At 61.3% G+C, this 15,528-nt stretch carries 16 protein-coding genes; 2 read left to right on the top strand and 14 right to left on the bottom strand.

All coding sequences use genetic code 11. From position 1 onward, the window contains the following. Positions 1 to 10 precede the first annotated feature (10 nt). The 14 genes from C1M53_RS21465 to C1M53_RS21400 form a co-directional block, all read right to left on the bottom strand. Entirely contained in the window at positions 11 to 1,507 is a 1,497-nt protein-coding gene (locus C1M53_RS21465; RefSeq protein ID WP_129414075.1) for an ABC transporter substrate-binding protein, read from the bottom strand. A gap of 304 nt (positions 1,508 to 1,811) precedes the next feature. Then, positions 1,812 to 2,780, bottom strand: a complete 969-nt coding sequence (locus tag C1M53_RS21460) for a helix-turn-helix domain-containing protein (protein WP_245488635.1) — start codon at positions 2,778 to 2,780, stop codon at positions 1,812 to 1,814. 180 nt (positions 2,781 to 2,960) lie between these two features. Beyond that, entirely contained in the window at positions 2,961 to 3,401 is a 441-nt protein-coding gene (locus tag C1M53_RS21455; RefSeq protein ID WP_129416301.1) for a DoxX family protein, read from the bottom strand. A 56-nt stretch (positions 3,402 to 3,457) separates the two neighbouring features. Continuing rightward, positions 3,458 to 3,916: a tetratricopeptide repeat protein gene (locus C1M53_RS21450; protein ID WP_129414073.1), complete on the bottom strand. Its 459-nt coding sequence runs from the start codon at positions 3,914 to 3,916 to the stop codon at positions 3,458 to 3,460. Between the two features lie 20 nt (positions 3,917 to 3,936). After that, complete coding sequence (locus C1M53_RS21445) at positions 3,937 to 4,911, bottom strand: MBL fold metallo-hydrolase (RefSeq protein ID WP_129414072.1); 975 nt, start codon at positions 4,909 to 4,911, stop codon at positions 3,937 to 3,939. Positions 4,912 to 5,108: 197 nt separating this feature from the next. After that, the gene (locus C1M53_RS21440) at positions 5,109 to 5,339 is read right to left on the bottom strand and encodes a DUF680 domain-containing protein (protein ID WP_129414071.1); all 231 of its coding nucleotides are present in this window, start codon (positions 5,337 to 5,339) and stop codon (positions 5,109 to 5,111) included. Positions 5,340 to 5,492: 153 nt separating this feature from the next. Beyond that, positions 5,493 to 6,341, bottom strand: coding sequence for an anti-sigma factor (locus tag C1M53_RS21435; protein WP_129414070.1), 849 nt, complete (start codon positions 6,339 to 6,341; stop codon positions 5,493 to 5,495). Further along, the gene (locus tag C1M53_RS21430) at positions 6,338 to 6,877 is read right to left on the bottom strand and encodes a sigma-70 family RNA polymerase sigma factor (protein ID WP_207213030.1); all 540 of its coding nucleotides are present in this window, start codon (positions 6,875 to 6,877) and stop codon (positions 6,338 to 6,340) included. The genes C1M53_RS21435 and C1M53_RS21430 overlap by 4 nt, the downstream gene beginning before the upstream one ends. Before the next feature lie 283 nt (positions 6,878 to 7,160). After that, positions 7,161 to 8,462 carry a TRAP transporter large permease gene (locus C1M53_RS21425; protein ID WP_129414069.1) on the bottom strand — a complete coding sequence of 434 codons (1,302 nt, stop codon included), beginning with the start codon at positions 8,460 to 8,462 and terminating at the stop codon, positions 7,161 to 7,163. Continuing rightward, a complete protein-coding gene (locus C1M53_RS21420; RefSeq protein WP_165358210.1) occupies positions 8,462 to 9,004 on the bottom strand; it encodes a TRAP transporter small permease subunit in 543 nt (180 codons plus the stop codon). Before C1M53_RS21420 ends, C1M53_RS21425 begins: the two co-directional genes overlap by 1 nt. A gap of 13 nt (positions 9,005 to 9,017) precedes the next feature. Further along, positions 9,018 to 10,043, bottom strand: coding sequence for a TRAP transporter substrate-binding protein (locus C1M53_RS21415; protein WP_129414067.1), 1,026 nt, complete (start codon positions 10,041 to 10,043; stop codon positions 9,018 to 9,020). 42 nt (positions 10,044 to 10,085) lie between these two features. After that, positions 10,086 to 10,775: a maleylacetoacetate isomerase gene (gene maiA / locus C1M53_RS21410; protein ID WP_245488238.1), complete on the bottom strand. Its 690-nt coding sequence runs from the start codon at positions 10,773 to 10,775 to the stop codon at positions 10,086 to 10,088. A 23-nt stretch (positions 10,776 to 10,798) separates the two neighbouring features. Further along, positions 10,799 to 11,521: a fumarylacetoacetate hydrolase family protein gene (locus C1M53_RS21405; protein ID WP_129414066.1), complete on the bottom strand. Its 723-nt coding sequence runs from the start codon at positions 11,519 to 11,521 to the stop codon at positions 10,799 to 10,801. Positions 11,522 to 11,523: 2 nt separating this feature from the next. Continuing rightward, entirely contained in the window at positions 11,524 to 12,558 is a 1,035-nt protein-coding gene (locus C1M53_RS21400) for a cupin domain-containing protein (protein WP_129414065.1), read from the bottom strand. A 110-nt stretch (positions 12,559 to 12,668) separates the two neighbouring features. Between C1M53_RS21400 and C1M53_RS21395 the strand changes: the two genes are divergently transcribed. Together C1M53_RS21395 and C1M53_RS21390 are read left to right on the top strand one after the other, a co-directional pair. After that, positions 12,669 to 13,421 carry an IclR family transcriptional regulator gene (locus C1M53_RS21395; protein ID WP_165358209.1) on the top strand — a complete coding sequence of 251 codons (753 nt, stop codon included), beginning with the start codon at positions 12,669 to 12,671 and terminating at the stop codon, positions 13,419 to 13,421. Positions 13,422 to 13,674: 253 nt separating this feature from the next. Then, positions 13,675 to 15,429: an amidohydrolase gene (locus C1M53_RS21390; RefSeq protein ID WP_129414063.1), complete on the top strand. Its 1,755-nt coding sequence runs from the start codon at positions 13,675 to 13,677 to the stop codon at positions 15,427 to 15,429. The last annotated feature ends 99 nt before the right edge of the window (positions 15,430 to 15,528 follow it).

Below are 15,528 nucleotides of genomic sequence, written 5' to 3'. Positions count from 1 at the left end.
TCGAGAGCTGTCACTTCTTGACGGTGACACCACCAAACAGGATGGCGGTACGGCCGTAGAGATCAGGCTTCAGCCCGCTGACCGTGTCCCGATAGACGGTGATGTTTTCGGGATAGGCAGCAACGATGTCACCGCTGCGCTTGTATTCGATCGCCTGCAGCTGCGTGACCAGCTTGCATTGTTCGACCAGATCGCCAGTGCTCTGCAGCTTCTTGGCGAGATCATTGTATTCGGCGTCATCGAAATGCGTGGCATTCTCGCCCTGCCCCGGCAGAAGCGCTGCCAGTGCTGCTGTCTCGTACGGTCCGCTGGTCAGGCTGATCAGGAATGGCCATTCACGCCAGCGATTGAGGAAAGTAGCCGGATCGAGTCGGCGCACCTTGATGGCGATCCCCGCCTGCGCAGCCTGCTGCGCATAAAGCTGCGCCATCTCCATCATGCCGGCGAAGGCCCCGTCGGTCACGAGTTCGAGCTTGAGGTTGCTTTTGCCGGCCTCGGCCAGAAGCTGCTTTGCCTTGGCAATGTCCTGCACGCGCTGCGGCTCGGACGGCACCGGGCAAGCCGTGTTGTTGCCAAGATAGTCGTTGGCGATCTTGCCAAAGCCGCCGAAGGCATTGTCGACGATCTGTTGGCGGTCGACCAGCAGCTTGAGCGCTTCCAGGACCTTCGGGTCATTGAAAGGTGCCGTGTCGACGCGCACGGAGATGATCGGATAGGTGGTCGTGCCGCTGACCACGGTCTTCAGCTTCGGGTCCTTGGTCAGTGCCGGAACGTCGGTGTAAGGCACCGAATAGGCGACGTCGATCTGGCCGCCGCGCAATGCGTTGGTCACCGCCTGCTGATCCCGGAAACCGATGATGCGCAGCTTGTCGAAGCCAGGCTTCTCGCCCCAATAATCGTCGAAGCGGCTCAGCCGTGCTTCCTGGCCAGGTGTGAAGGAATCGAGCTTGAAGGGCCCGGTTCCGGTCACGGAGCCGTCATCCGAAATGGCACGGATTCTAAAATCCTCGTCGGCGAAAGCATTGGCGAACAGGCCGAACGGACGCTTGAGGGTGAATTCCATCGTCAGGTCGTCGACCTTGCGGATTTTTGCCGGGTCGACAAAGTCGATCTGGCTGGAGACGACGAAATTGTTCGCCGGGTCCATCATGTGCTTGATGCTGGCGATGACGTCGTCTGCGGTGAACGGCTTGCCGTCATGACGCTTGACGTTGGGGCGAAGCTTGACGGTCCAGACATCGAGGGTTGCGTTCGGTGTCATGGACTCGGCGAGTTCCATGACCACCGCGCCCTTGGAATCGTAGGCCGTCAGGCCGTCATAAAGCTGGTTGTACAAGGAGCCTGCGGACGCAGAGCTCGTCGGCGTATAGGGCTGCACCTGATCCTTGCTGTTGCCGATGACGCCGAGCACGAGCTCCTGCGCCTGCGCAATTGTATGGGACGCCAGGGCTGTCGTGGCGGTCAGCAGAGCGACCGCGATAGCGCGACTGAATTTCACCGGAATCATGACCGTGATTTCTCCTCCACATGTAGCGGCTCGCGCCCCTGCCCCGACCTTTGTGCGGGTTCTTCTTTGGCGGCCGTACCCTCACAACCAACACCGGCCAGCCGGTTGTGTCTTGGAGCGAAACGAAACCCGATACGGGCTCGAGCGTAAAATCGACGTCAGTGATTTGGGCAGTGAACGCTCCCATGCCGTCGCGGTCATCTTGAAAATTTTGCTGAAAAATCAGGTGCGAACAGGCGTCCGACGGCAGCTCGACAAGCCGCTAAGGGTCTGACGAACGTCAGGCCGCGCCACCGAGCCGAGGCTAATGCACTCTTTTTTTATGTGGGGCCGATCTCAGAAGTTCGCTCGGTGCACAGGCGAACAACTCCTTGAAGCAACGATTGAAATAGGAAAGATCGTTGAAACCGGCGGAATAGGCCACATCCGCAATGGTCTGCGTGCCGTTCTGATAGTGCAACTGCTTGATCCTCTCATGCGCGAAACGCAGGCGTTTGTCGCGAATGAAGGTGGTGCAGGTCATGCCGAGATCGCGGAAATGCAGTTGCAGCACCCGCATCGACACCCCTGCGCGTTTCGCCAGCCACTGTGCCGAAAGGTAAGGGCTGGTCAGATGCTGATCGATCAGCATATCGATCATCTGCAATCGCCTCGCAGCCAGGTCGCTGAGCGAATCGAACGACAGCGAATTGTGAACATCCGATACGAAGGCCTGCCTTGTCGCGTCAAGCATCAACTGGCGCAGGTTCGCCGCATGGACATCGCTGTCGGCTGTCGACAGCACCTTGGCCAGCAGTGCCCGTAGCGTGATGGCCATCGGATCGGCTGCCTCCAGCGTCTGCGCCACGTTCAGCTTGTCGCCACCATGGAAATAGATGAGCTGCCTGGGCAGGTTGAGCGACAGGTGGTTACTGAACTTGCCTCCGAAATGGAATGTGGTCGGCTTGGTGGAATCAACCAGGATACAATCGCCTACGCCCAGGGCACTCTGCCGGCCACTGTGTTCCACGCCGCAGGAACCTTCGAGCTGCACGAGCAGGAAAAGCTGCTCGATGGCATCGCGCCGGACATCATCCCAATCATGATCGACACGGTCGAGGTCGTTGGAAATGTGCGAAAATTCCATGCCGCAGGCGTTGATGCGCCGGGCTTCGCCACGAATGTCGAGGCTGGTGTCCATGGCCCGGGGGCGGAAACTGCCGCAGGTGTGATGGAGATCGTCGACCCAGCGGCTGAAAGGTGTCCGTATCCGGTCCTTGTGCAGCAAACCCACAGAGCTCAACAGTTCCAACGCTGCCTCACGCCTATGTCGACAGATAACTTAGCGTGTTAAGTAACAGATATTGAAACGCCCAACAAGCGCAGACCTTTTGCCGGTGCTCGGTCCACAGCCTGCATCGCCAACAGACGACACCTATCCTCTATCAACCGACTGCGACGGCATTTGGTCAGGCTATGACTCAGTCGATATCCGTACGCTCCCTTTCAAAGTACGCTGAACCAGCACATCCAAAGAAAATCCGCCGGCGCCGGCAACCGCCAGAACGAACATCCCACCCGCGATGGCGAGGTCCTTTTCGAAATGCAGCAATTCGTTGTGGTTGGCGAAATTCGTGTGAAACAGCGCTGCCGTGGCGAGGCAGAACAGGCCAAGAGCGCCAGCCCCGATGCGCGTGAGAAAACCCGATCCCACGGACAAGCCCGCCGTAATCTGAAGCGCGATGGTTGCCAGTACCAGCGGAACACCGATCCCGAGTGGCGCCATCGCCTTCACCGTGCTGTCGAAATGCAGGGCAAGCGCGAATCCCTCATGCACAAAGATCAAGGCGAGCAGCAGGCGGCTCGCCAGCAGCACGAAATCCGACGGGCGAACCGTCCAGTTGGTTGGTATCATCGGCACGGCGAGCCCCATCCAGGATGAAAAGGCAGGCGCTGTGCGCCTGCCCGACTTCATTTGGTAACCTTGGTCTGAATTGCCTGCTGCAGGTCCTCCAGCTCCTCGCAGCCGCTGGGGCAGAGTTTTTGCAGCGAGGCCAGCTGCTCCCTGGCTTTTGCAAGGTCGCCCGTTTCAACATAAAGTTCGCCGAGATATTCCCGCGCCGCCTTGTGATCGGGCTTCAACTCGAGCGCCTTGTTGTAATAGGTAAGCGCGGTGCTGTAGTCGCCCGTCTTGCGCAGCGTGAAGCCGAGCAGATTGTAGACATCGGGCTGCTGCGTATCCTGGGCGAGATCGCGCAATTCCGCCAAAGCACCCTGATAGTCCTTCGCCTCGATCTTTGCCCTGACAGCGGTCAGGTCGGGGGCATCCGTCGTTTCGATATCGTCAACGGCATAGGCCGGTGGCAGCATCAGTCCGGTCGCGAGTGCCATCAGGCAGATGCCACTCAGCATTCCAAGAAACCTGGTCATCGTCTTTCTCCCACCTATCGTCAGCTCTGGATGGTCGGCGTGAAGCCGTAGGCGTTGCCGTCCTTCACGAAGGATCCGGTTCCCGGGAACGGGAAGTGCGAGCCGCTGATCCTGATCCTGTCCGCTATGACGCGGTCGATCAGCTTGTGACGGGTGGCGATTGCAGTTGGGCCATCCTGGTCATAGCTGCCTTGCCACTCCGGATGCGGGGCAAGCAGCGCTGGCACATACATGGTGTCGGCTGAAATCAGGTATTGCTCGTTGCCCGAAGCCACGAGGAAAACGGAATGGCCGGGTGTATGCCCCGGCGCTGCAATCAGCTGAACACCCGGAGCGACTTCCGCCCCATCCTCGACCAGTTTCCAGTTCTTCCACTTCGGAAAATTCTCCGCGATGCGCTTTCCAGCTGGCTTGCGGCCCGCGGGCAGTTGGTCGACGCGACCCGGATCCGTCCACCATTTGTATTCCGTGGCGTTGACGATCAGCTCGGCGTTGGGAAACACCGGATCGTTGCTTCCCTTTTCCATCAGCCCCCAGACGTGATCGGGGTGGAAATGCGAGATCATGATGGTGTCGATCGCTTTGTAGTCGATGCCCGCGGCAGCCATGTTGGCCGGCAGATGGGTGGCATTGGCCTGCCACTGGCCGACACCCGATCCCGCATCCATCATGATCAGCCTGTCGCCGATCTTGAGCACAACGACGGTGAGCGGTATCGGCATGAAGTCGGTCGGAAGACCGGCTTTTGCCAGTGCCGCCTTGGTGTCGTCGACCGAGGCATTGGCGATGAAGGTCGGATCGTGCGGCTTGCGCCAGATGCCGTCATAGATGGCCGTGGCTTCCACCGATCCGACCTTGTAGCGGTAGAAGCCAACCGTCGGCTCTACCGGAGCGGCAGCCGATGCGGGGACAATCAATTCAAGCTTTCCGGCAACTCCGAATGCCGCGGCAGCCGCCGCGGATCCGAGCACCATGCGACGTGTCATGTTGAACATCGTGATCTCTCTTGTCTGATGCAACGATTTGAAAGCGGTCGGGTGATCCGTTCACCCTGATGACGAGACCTGCCGCCTTCCGGATTTATTCCCGCCCATGGGGTCTTTCTTTCGATCGGATGCGAAGATGCGCGCTAACTCGGAAGCAAGGCCTGTTCGAGGAGCGGGAGCCACTCCTCCGAACAGGCAGCAGCCAATCAGTTGCCCCAGAGATCGTGGCCGAAATCCGTTGGTTCGATCTTGGCTTTGCCGGAGGTGCCGGTCTTGATGCTGGCGTCGACATCCTTGTGAGGCTCAGGAACCGAAGCCGTCGTCGCGTGATCGACCGTAACGGTCGGCATGCTGCCGGGATCGAAATGGTCGCTGCCTGCAAAGGCGGTACCGGTTGCAGCGACGATACTGAGTGTGGTGAGAGCAACCTTCAACATATCACTATTCCTTGTCTGGTTTGACGCGGGCCCTTCTGGCGTCGCTACAGACAAGACCTTGATTGCTCTGATTTTATTCCCGCGTCCCGATTTCTTTCTGCGGACTGATGTTCGGTTCCGGAGTCATGCGCCGGAACCAGCCGGCGCGCCGGATCAGATGGCGGCGGCGGCCCGGAAGCGAGTGACGAACTCGTCGAGCCCCGAGCGCTCCATGTCGGTGATCGCCCAATAGGCGAAAGCACGATCGCTCCAGCTCACCATCGAAAAGCCGTCCGAGGAACGGTCGACGGGATTGCTTGTCCTGCCGCTGCTCCGAGGCTGGGCAACAAGCGTGATCAGATGTTCGTTGTGTCGGTAGACCAATGCCGGAACGGCCTGCCCGTCGATAACCTCAACCCGTCCACCAACCAGTGCAAACCCTTCCTTGGCAAGGTCTGGTGCCGGTGGCGACATGCCGAGCCGGCCGTCGAGCCAAGGTTTCACCGTATGCCGGTCTGACGACACGACATCGACCGGATTGGCAGCCAGCAGGCTGCGGCGATGGCCGCTTGCCACGGCTACGGCAAAGTCATCAGAGCCACCCGTCATCACCCATTGCGTCGCTCCACTCGCCACCACCGCGGTGATGGCGATCGACGCGGCCAGGGCACGCCAATCGAACGTTACGGACCGTGCCGACCAGCCCCGACGGGGGCGGTCGGATTGCGACGGCTGCGTGCGGAAAGGCAGAACGGATGCGTGCGGCGCCTGATCGATATCGACACTTCCGATAGCTTCAATGCGCGCCAGAAAGGTCTGTGTCGGCTGCGTTTTTGGCAGACGGCCCACCGCCATGCGCAACGCTGTGATGCGCGCATGCTCGGCGGCAAGACCGGGATCGGCAGCGATGCGCCGCTCCACCGCCAGCGCCGTGGCCGCGTCGAGCTCGCCGTCCACCAAAGCATGAACCATCATCGTCATTTCCGCCTTGTCCTCAGGCAATCCATCTTTGTGCGCCGTCATCGCGCTCTCCCAAGGTCAGACATCAGTTGGCCGCGTGCCCGCGCCAGCCGCGACATCACCGTGCCGATCGGCACATCGAGCATGACTGCAATGTCGCGATAGCTCAGGCCAGTGATGTCGCGCAGCACGAGCGTTTCGCGAAACGGCTGCGGTAGCGCGGCTATTGCGGTTGCCAGTGCAGCCTGATCGGCTTTGGCGATCAGGCTGGCTTCCGGACCGTCACTATCCAAAGACTGGTCTCGATGTCCCGCGCTCATGTCGTCGAGATCGCCCAGGTCGCCAACCGCAACGACGGCCCGAGGGCGGTTGCGGGCAAGCCACGTGTACGCAGCGTTGCGCACGATGGTCAAAAGCCACGCGCGCGCATTCCCTCCGGCGTAGCCGTCGATCCCGGCATAGGCCTTCATGCAGGCGTCCTGCACGACATCTTCGGCGTCGGTCGCGCTACCGGTGAGCCAGCGCGCCAAGGCAAGGGCGTCGCCGAGATGGGGTAGCACCACCTGGCTGAATCGCGCCTGCGCCTCACCGTTCAACATGGCGATATCACACGCATTCCTCGCGACCTTCCAGCGTTCGCGCAGAAACCATGAAGCGGATCGACGATAACCCTGTTTGGGCAGAAAAGCCCTTGCCATTCGCGACGCCGAAAACGCTGGCGCAAACCGGATCAAGACTGTTGCGGCGCATGAGAACCTTCCTGTCGCGCGGACTATTCATGCAGAAGACCACACGACAGGGCAGATTATTCCCGACCGTGTCGTATTTTGTTCAACAAGCGAGATTCACGGTTTTGATCCGTGTTTTGGCTCCGGCCTTGGTTCAAAATCCGAGCAGGCGGGGAAGCCACAGCGACAGCATCGGCAAGGACGCGATGACGACGACGCGGACAAGGTCGGCTCCGATGAACGGCAGGATGCCTCGCCATAGATCGGCAAGCGCCAGCTTCGGCGAAATCGACTTGATGACGAACAGGTTCATTCCGATTGGCGGTGTGATCAGGCCGATCTCCGCAACCGTCACCAGCACGACACCGAACCAGATCGGATCGAGACCGAGTTGGGTGATGATCGCATAGACCGGAGTGACGGTGAGCAGCACCATCGACAGGCTGTCCATGAAACAGCCGAGCACGACATAGAACACGATGATGATCGCTACGATTGCCGGCGCCGGCAAGCCTGACGCGCCGATCACGGTCACCAGCATCTCCGGCAGGCGGCTGGCCTCGATGAACAGGTTGAAAAGCGCCGCACCGATCAGGATCAGGAAGATCATGCCTGTCATCTGCGCGGTCTCGGAAATGCCGACCTTGAACACGCCGAGCGTCAGCCTTCGTTTCAGCGCGGTGATGACGACGGCTGCGCCAGCGCCGACGGCCGCGGCTTCCGTCGGTGAAAAGACCTTGCTGTAGATGCCGCCGATGACCAGCAGGATAAGGACCAGGGCATCCCACATGCCCACGATCGCCTTCAGCCAGTCGCGCCGCGACGTGCGTGGGCCGGCTGGCGCCAGGGTCGGGTTGCGCCTCACCTGATACCAGATCGCCGCCATATAGAGCAGTGTCGCGATCAGACCCGGAATCATGGCCGCCGCGAACAACGCACCAATCGACTGCTGGGTCAGCAATCCATAGATCACGAGGATGATGGAAGGGGGGATGAGCACGCCGAGGGTTCCACCGGCGGCAACGGTCGCACCGGCAAAGGCCGGCGAATATCCACGTTTGTCCATCTCCGGCAATGCGACACGCCCGAGCGTGGCGCAGGTCGCCAGCGATGACCCACAGATTGCACCGAACACTGCACAGGCGCCAACGGTTGCCGCAGCCAGACCGCCGCGCCGGTGACCGACGAAGGCATTGATGCCGGAATAGAGGTTCTGGGAAAGGCCGGAATAGGAAGCGAAGACGCCCATGAAGACGAACAGCGGAATGACCGATAGCCCGTAGGGGAACACAGCTTCAAACGCCAGGTTCGACATCAGGAAGGCGGAAGGTGTCCACCCCATCAAGGCGATGGAGCCAACTGCGCCGACTACCCCCATGGCAATTGCGATCGGCACGCGCAGGCCGCACAGCAGCAGCACCGCGACAAAACCGGCAACACCCCAATAACTTGTCATCACTCGCCCCCCATCGATGCGATGGCCTCTATGATCTCCCTCAGAAAAGCAGCGGCGATTGCAAGAAGGCCCGCCGCCAGGCCGGAGAGCAGGAAGCCCCAGTACCAGATCATCGGAATGCCGAGATCCTGGGAAATGTCGCCGCTGCGCCAGGTGTCCATCGCCCGCCCCGAGGCGAGCCATAGGATCAGCCCCAACAGACCAAGGCCGAGCAAGGTCGATACGATTGCGACAAAAATCCGCAATCGAGGCGCATCGTCCGTCGCCAGGAAGTCGACCGCGACATGAGCCTTTCTGCTGAACGCGTAAGGGATCGACCAGAAGGCCGCAGCCATCACGCAAAGCTGGGTGATGTCGATGACCCCGATCACGGAGCCACCGAGCATTCGCCGCCGGACGATGTCGACCACGACCAGCACTATCGCACCGGCAAGCATGACGATGCCGACGATCGCCATGGCGGCCATAAGGCGTTCTACGCCGTTGACGAGAGCGAGCACGCCGGCTTCGCGGCCGCCGGGTTCTTTGGAGAGATCGGACACTGGCAGCTCCCGACTATTCGGCCGAATATTTCGCGACGAGGTCCTTTGCTCTCTGGTAGAGCGCCTTGGGATCGGCGACGCCCTCCCCGGCCAGCGTTTCCAGATAGGCATCCGTCATTGGCTGGAGCTGCTTTGCCCAGGCCGCACGCGTCGCATCGTCGACCTCGATGATCTCCTGCTTGCGCCGGATCGCATCCTCCTTGCCGCGCGCCTCCCATTTGTCCCACCAGGGGCCGAACTTCGCCACCAGTGCGTCACCGGACATCTCATCGATGACCTTGCGAACATCTTCGGGCAGCGCATCGTATGTCTGCTTGTTCATGACGACGTAGAAAGCCGCTGCATAGGAGCGCGCATCGGTATGATATTTCAGCGTCTCGTTGAGCTTGATGGCGCTGACGAGGTCCCACGTCGTCACCACCCCGTCGAGCACACCACGTTCGAGGCTTTCGTAGATCTGCGCGGGCGGCATGCCGACGGGCGAAGCCCCCAGCGCCTCCAGCATGGCGGAGACCGCAGGGCTCGGCGTGCGCAAACGCAGCCCCTTCAGATCATCGAGCGAACGAACCGGACGATTGACCGTATGAAAAAGACCTCCGTGATGGACGAAAAGCGCCAGCACCTTGAAGTCATCGTACTCCTTGCCGAGTGCGCCTTCCTTGTAGAGTTGCCACAGCGCCTGCGAGCCGGGACCAGCCCTGTCGACCATGAAGGGCAACTCGATGATTGAGGTTGCCGGAAAACGGCCACGCGGAATGCCGGCAAGTCCCAGCGCGATGTCCACGACCCCCGCCTTGACCTGGTCCGATTGTCGCGCCGCCTCGCCGTAGGCCGAACCGGCCCCGAAGATCTCTGCCTTGACCTTGCCGCCGGTGCGTTCTTCCAGTTCCTTTGCCCATGGTCCAAGGAAATCGGCCTGGAAGCCATGCGCCGGCGGCAGATAGTGGCTGATTTTCAGCGTTATTTCAGCCGCTTGCAGCGAGCCACACCACAACAGGCCTGCCGCGAACACGGCAAGGCGGGTCATTTTCCCGAACATCGAATGTCTCCTCCCTTGATCGCCGGTTCTACCGGCGTTTCGTCAAACGGCCGCCTCCGGGCTCGCTTTTCTGAATGCCTCCAGTGTCTCGCACCGCTCCGCCACTTCGTTGATCATCGGGAACGTCGAAAGCGGCACATCGAAGCGACGTGCGTTGAACACCTGCGGTATCAGGCACACATCGGCCAGCGTCGGCTGCAGGCCCAGGGCGAACGGTCCTCCCGAGCACCTCAATCGAAGGATACGTTCAACGGCGGCAAATCCTTCTTCGACCCAATGCCGGTACCATTGCAGGCGCGCATCCTCCGAAAGCTCCAGCCGATGCCCGAGGTAATTGAGCACCCGCAGGTTGTTCAGCGGATGGGTATCGCAGGCCACGGCAAGCGCGATCTCGCGCGCCTGCGATGCCTGGAACGGATCAGCCGGAACCAGCCGTGGCAGATGCGGCGTCAATGCATCGAGCCATTCGATCATGGCGATGGACTGGGTCAGGAACCCGCCATCCCAGGAGAAGGCCGGAACGAGACCGTGCGGGATCACCTCACCGAATGCGGCCGCCTTCTGCTCGCCCTGCCTGATATCAAGGTCGACGGTGTGGGCCGGTTTTATTCCCTTGAGATTGAGGGCGATGCGCACTCTGTAGGCCGCCGACGAGCGGAAGTAGTTGTAGAAGGTGAAGCTGGGCATCTGCCCCGCTTCGCACTCCTGGTTGCTGGCTGTGTCGAGAGACATGGCTTGGCCGATGCTGTGAAAGGTCAACTGCCGGCAGGCGGTGCGATGGTGATCTCAAGCGGCGGCAGCCCGGCAATCGCGCCAGCCAATCGATTGCCCGGGACGACGGCACCGACGCCTGCCGGCGTGCCCGTGAAAATCAGGTCGCCGGGTGCAAGCCGATAGAAGAGCGAAATGTGGGCGACGATGTCTTCGACCGGCCAGATCAGCTCAGAGAGATCGGCGTCCTGCTTGGCGATACCGTCGACCGAAAGCGTGATCCGCCCCGCTCCGGGATTGAAACCGTTTACCCTGGCTGCATCCTTGGCGACCAGGCGTCCCATCGGCGAGGACTGCTCGACATTCTTGCCGGTGTCCCAGGGCCGACCGAGATCCCTGGCTTCGAGCTGCAGGTCACGCCGGGTCATGTCGAGCCCGACCGCGTAGCCCCAGATAACTTGCTCCGCTTCCGCAGCATCTATCCGGAATGCGTGCCCACCCATGGCCACGACCAGTTCGATCTCGAAATGGAAGTTATGCGTTTCGGGCGGATAGGCCACATGGCAGGCATCCTGCGGGTCGGCGTTGACGACCGTCTCGGCCCATTTGGTGAAGAAGAACGGTGGCTCCCGATCGGGGTCACGTCCCATCTCGCGCGCATGGGCTTCATAGTTGCGGCCAACACAGAAGACGCGGCGCACCGGATAGCTGACGGTGGTCGTGGTCTCCAGCAGCGTGGGACGGCAGGGCTCGAACGCAACCGGCATGGTCAACCCCGCTGCTCGCGCCAAAGTCCTAGCTTCTCCATGCAGACGCGGTCGGAATAGTTGAAGAGGACTGCATCCGACGCGCCCGCCTCGATCGCGACCTCTCCCCAGGACGGCACAGCCACCACATCACGCGGGCCGATCTCGAAACGCTTTCCGTCCACTCTCAGCACCGCGTGCCCCTCGATACCGACATAGACGGCACTGGCGCTCTGGCGGCATGGGCGCGTCACGGTGCCCGCACGCAGGAGCTGCACGAAAGCCGAGATCGTTCCCATCACCGATGCGCCATCAAGCGGGTTTGCGAACTCCATGACACAGCCGAAATGCGGATCCGCATCGCTGGCAGCAGCCGTATCCTCCAGCGCTTGCCGCCACTGGACATAAGGATAATGAAACAGCGGATAGCCGCTTGCCGCACGATCCGCCGTGGTGCCGACAACTGGCTTCAAGGCGGAACCGTAGCGTGCCCTGCTGTCGCCCGCCTGCACCACGGATGGCGGTGGATTGTTGCCGAGATGCTCCGCGAAACCTCCGGCAAAGGCCGAAACGATGGGAATATCCAGGCCGTCGAGCCAGATGGCTGGTGTCGTCCCGTCATTGCCATGCTCGTGCCAGCGCCAGTTGGGCGTCAGCACCAGATCGAAATTGGACATCTCCACCCGCTCGCCGTCGACCGCGGTCCACGCGCCTTCGCTTTCCAGGACAAGTCGGAGCGCTGATTGCGTATGGCGGTGCGCCGGTGCGAGTTCCCCGGGCAAGACAAGCTGGAGACCGGTGTAGAGCGTGTCCGTCGTCCGATGCTGGCCGGGGATGGCAGGGTTCTGGAGGATAAGGACACGCCGTTCTGCCTCACGTGCGGTTATCAGATCCCCTGCCTCGACCAGCAGCGGTCGCAGGGTATCGTAGCGCCATGCCGCGGGTGTTGTGCGTGGAGCCGGCCTCGGGGTCACCAGCGCATCCAGCACATCCCACAAAGGCGACACGCCCTCCTGCCCAAGCCGCCCACGAAAATCGTCAGGTTGCAAAGCCGCCATCGTTCTCCTCCGTTGCGATTTTTGGCTTTTTACATTTCGTAATCAATTACGCAATAGTGAATTTGTGATTTCTGCAAGCTGACGATATGAAGCCTTCAGCGAGGTACCGAATGGACGAGCAGGAAAACGGGGACGATCGGCGCGGCATTCAGTCGATCGATTTCGTCGGCAAGGTGCTGCGCGCGCTGGCGGCCGCTCCAGGGCCGCTCAACCTCAAGACATTGAGCATCGACACTGGCGTGCCGGCGGCAAAGCTGCATCGCTATCTCACCAGCCTCATCCGCATCGGCCTGGCCTCGCAGCACGAGAAGGATGGGAAATACGATCTCGGCCCGCTGGCGATCCGCCTCGGCCTTGCAGCGATGGCGCGCCGCAGCGTCATCGACGAGGCCGAGAAAGTGCTCAACGATCTGCTCGACCGACATGGCCTGACCGGCCATCTCAGTGTCTGGGGGGAGCAAGGGCCGGTTATCGTGCGCACCCATCACGGCGGCGTCCCCCTGGTGACAAGCCTTGGCCTTGGCCGCGTCCTGCCCATCACGCGCTCAGCCACCGGCCTCGTCTTCATGGCTTTCCTGCCTGAGGTCGCAACGGCGCCGATTGCGCGCCGCGAAGCAAATGCTGCGACGGACAAGGCCCTTCTCGGCAGGAAGGTCGAAGACACCCGCAACCGAGGCGTGGGTTTCGTCGACGGCACCGTCATCCCGGGGCTGGCGGCGCTGTCTGTCCCGGTCTTCGACTTCGACGGGTCACTGGCCTGTGCCTTGACCGCAACCGCGCTTGACGGCGCGTTTGGCAAGGACGGTGCCGACAGCGCGATCGCGCACGAACTGTTGGCGGCCGCCAACAGCATCAAGGGCTGACTGCCGCCAGCGCTGGAGAGCGCTGCAACTCAAGCAGCACCTGATTTTCCAGGCATTGCTGCCGCCCCGGGATTGCACCCAGCTCACAGATATTTGCGGCCGGCACCTGCGTGTGCGGCTGGCGTGTCTCGCCGCCTATTGCATCGAACAGTGAGGCTTTCACAAATTACGAAATGATAAACTTATTGCCTTATCCGTAAAATTCTGACCAAAATCCTTTCGGCTTCGCCATCGAAGTCGAAAGGGAGGAAGCATGATTTCATCACTCAAACGGCGAAGCGTCGCTTTCGGCGCTGCACTGGGCCTTCTGCTCGGCGCTCCCGCGCTTGCCGCAGACACCCTGTTGGTCAATGGCAGGATATTCACCGCGAATCCGGCTGCACCGGGGGCGGAGGCCGTCGCACTGCGCGATGGCACGATCCTCGCCGTCGGCAGCCGTGCCGACGTGGAAAAGACGCTGGAGCCCGGTTATGCGACCGAGGACCTCGGCGGCAAGATGCTGCTGCCGGGATTGATCGACAGCCATGTGCACGCGGTCTTTGCAGGCTTCACCCTGGTGGCCGCGGAATTACCGCCCGGCGACACCTCTGTAGGACGACTGGCCGAGTTCGCTGCGACGTCGATGAAGAGCGGACGCGGCATGATTGGCGATACGCTGCGCATCGGCAATCTGACTTCCGCCTACTGGGACGATGTCGCGGCATTGGACAAGGTGTTCAACGCGCCGCCCTTTGCCGAGACGCCCGTCATCCTCGCCGGCTCCGATGCCCATACCGGCTGGGCCAACAAGGTCCTGCTGCAGCGAGCAGGAGTAACCACGGACTTCATCGCCGGCTTGGGTGAAGCCGAACGCAAGTATTTCGGCCACGCGCAGGATTTCACGCCGAATGGCTTCAGTGCCGACACCGGCTGGGACAAGGTGATGGGGGCGGTGCCGCCCGTTTCACAGCAGACGATGGTCGAGGCAGCGCGCAGCGCAGTGAAGGTGATGAACAGCAACGGCGTCACCGCCTGGCTCGACCCGATATCGAATGGTCGCCCCGCTGCTCCACTTTTCGACATGGTTCCGACCAAGGACGACCTCGGCGTACTACCCGCCTATAAGACACTTTCCGACGCTGGCGAACTGAGCGCCCATGTCACCGGCATGGTGCTTTTGAACTCCAGGAGCGGCCCCGAGGCACTGGTGGTCTACGACGCCCTGGCAGCAAAGTTCCCCAAGACACCTGACCTGATGGTGGGAGGGATCAAGATCCTCGCCGATGGCGTTATCGAATATCCGGCGCAGACGGCATCGCTCTCCCGGCCCTACAAGAATCTCGGCACACCGGGACCGGAAGTCATCGGAACCGACAAGTTCAAGGCATTGGTGACCGCCGCCGACAAGCGGGATGCACTGGTCCATATCCACGCCATCGGTGACCGGGCCGCAACGGATGCGCTCGACGCGATCGAGGCGGCTCGCAAGGCCAATGGCGACAGCGGCATCCCTCACACGATCACGCATCTGGAGGTCGTCAAACCCGAGGACCGACAACGTTTCAAGGCGCTCGGCGTCATCGCCTCCATGCAACTTCTATGGTCTGGCGCGGACGAATACACCACCGACCTGGTCAAGCCCTATCTCGACGAAAGCCTCTCGAAGACGCTCTACCCGGCTCGTTCGCTGGCAGACGCCGGCGCTATCGTCGCCGGTGCCAGCGACTGGCCCGTCACCTCGCCAAACCCGTTCCTGGCGATGACCGTCGCGATAACCCGGCAAGGCACCAAGGGAGTACTCAACCCCGAAGAAGCGATGACGGCTGAACAGATGCTTTATGCCTACACACGTAACGCCGCCGAGGCCGTGCGGCGCTCGGACCGTATCGGCTCGATCGAACCCGGCAAAGCCGCTGATCTCGTGCTGGTGGATCGCGATCTGCTCACCGTTGCACCCGCCGAAATAGCGGACACCAAGGTGCTATGGACCATGTTCGGCGGCAAGAAAGTATTCCAGGCTGAAAGATAGCCGATTGCTTCCGCAGGAAGCGTCGAAGCCCGCCGAGAGCCGGTTCTCGGTGGGCTTCGACAAACGCGGCTGGGGTCGAACGTGCATTCCACTTCGCAG

The organism is Mesorhizobium sp. Pch-S, from assembly GCF_004136315.1.
Taxonomy (GTDB): domain Bacteria; phylum Pseudomonadota; class Alphaproteobacteria; order Rhizobiales; family Rhizobiaceae; genus Mesorhizobium.
The sequence above is the reverse complement of the archived record's forward strand: the minus strand, read 5'-3'. Positions and strand labels throughout refer to the sequence as shown.

What these genes read in the sequence shown, in the direction of transcription:
- C1M53_RS21465 (WP_129414075.1), bottom strand. Translation starts at nt 1,507, where the DNA reads ATGATTCCGGTGAAATTCAGTCGCGCTATCGCGGTCGCTCTGCTGACC.
- C1M53_RS21455 (WP_129416301.1), bottom strand. Translation starts at nt 3,401, where the DNA reads ATGATACCAACCAACTGGACGGTTCGCCCGTCGGATTTCGTGCTGCTG.
- C1M53_RS21450 (WP_129414073.1), bottom strand. Translation starts at nt 3,916, where the DNA reads ATGACCAGGTTTCTTGGAATGCTGAGTGGCATCTGCCTGATGGCACTC.
- C1M53_RS21445 (WP_129414072.1), bottom strand. Translation starts at nt 4,911, where the DNA reads ATGTTCAACATGACACGTCGCATGGTGCTCGGATCCGCGGCGGCTGCC.
- C1M53_RS21440 (WP_129414071.1), bottom strand. Translation starts at nt 5,339, where the DNA reads ATGTTGAAGGTTGCTCTCACCACACTCAGTATCGTCGCTGCAACCGGT.
- C1M53_RS21435 (WP_129414070.1), bottom strand. Translation starts at nt 6,341, where the DNA reads ATGACGGCGCACAAAGATGGATTGCCTGAGGACAAGGCGGAAATGACG.
- C1M53_RS21430 (WP_207213030.1), bottom strand. Translation starts at nt 6,877, where the DNA reads ATGTTGAACGGTGAGGCGCAGGCGCGATTCAGCCAGGTGGTGCTACCC.
- C1M53_RS21425 (WP_129414069.1), bottom strand. Translation starts at nt 8,462, where the DNA reads ATGACAAGTTATTGGGGTGTTGCCGGTTTTGTCGCGGTGCTGCTGCTG.
- C1M53_RS21415 (WP_129414067.1), bottom strand. Translation starts at nt 10,043, where the DNA reads ATGTTCGGGAAAATGACCCGCCTTGCCGTGTTCGCGGCAGGCCTGTTG.
- maiA (WP_245488238.1), bottom strand. Translation starts at nt 10,775, where the DNA reads ATGTCTCTCGACACAGCCAGCAACCAGGAGTGCGAAGCGGGGCAGATG.
- C1M53_RS21405 (WP_129414066.1), bottom strand. Translation starts at nt 11,521, where the DNA reads ATGCCGGTTGCGTTCGAGCCCTGCCGTCCCACGCTGCTGGAGACCACG.
- C1M53_RS21400 (WP_129414065.1), bottom strand. Translation starts at nt 12,558, where the DNA reads ATGGCGGCTTTGCAACCTGACGATTTTCGTGGGCGGCTTGGGCAGGAG.
- C1M53_RS21395 (WP_165358209.1), top strand. Translation starts at nt 12,669, where the DNA reads ATGGACGAGCAGGAAAACGGGGACGATCGGCGCGGCATTCAGTCGATC.
- C1M53_RS21390 (WP_129414063.1), top strand. Translation starts at nt 13,675, where the DNA reads ATGATTTCATCACTCAAACGGCGAAGCGTCGCTTTCGGCGCTGCACTG.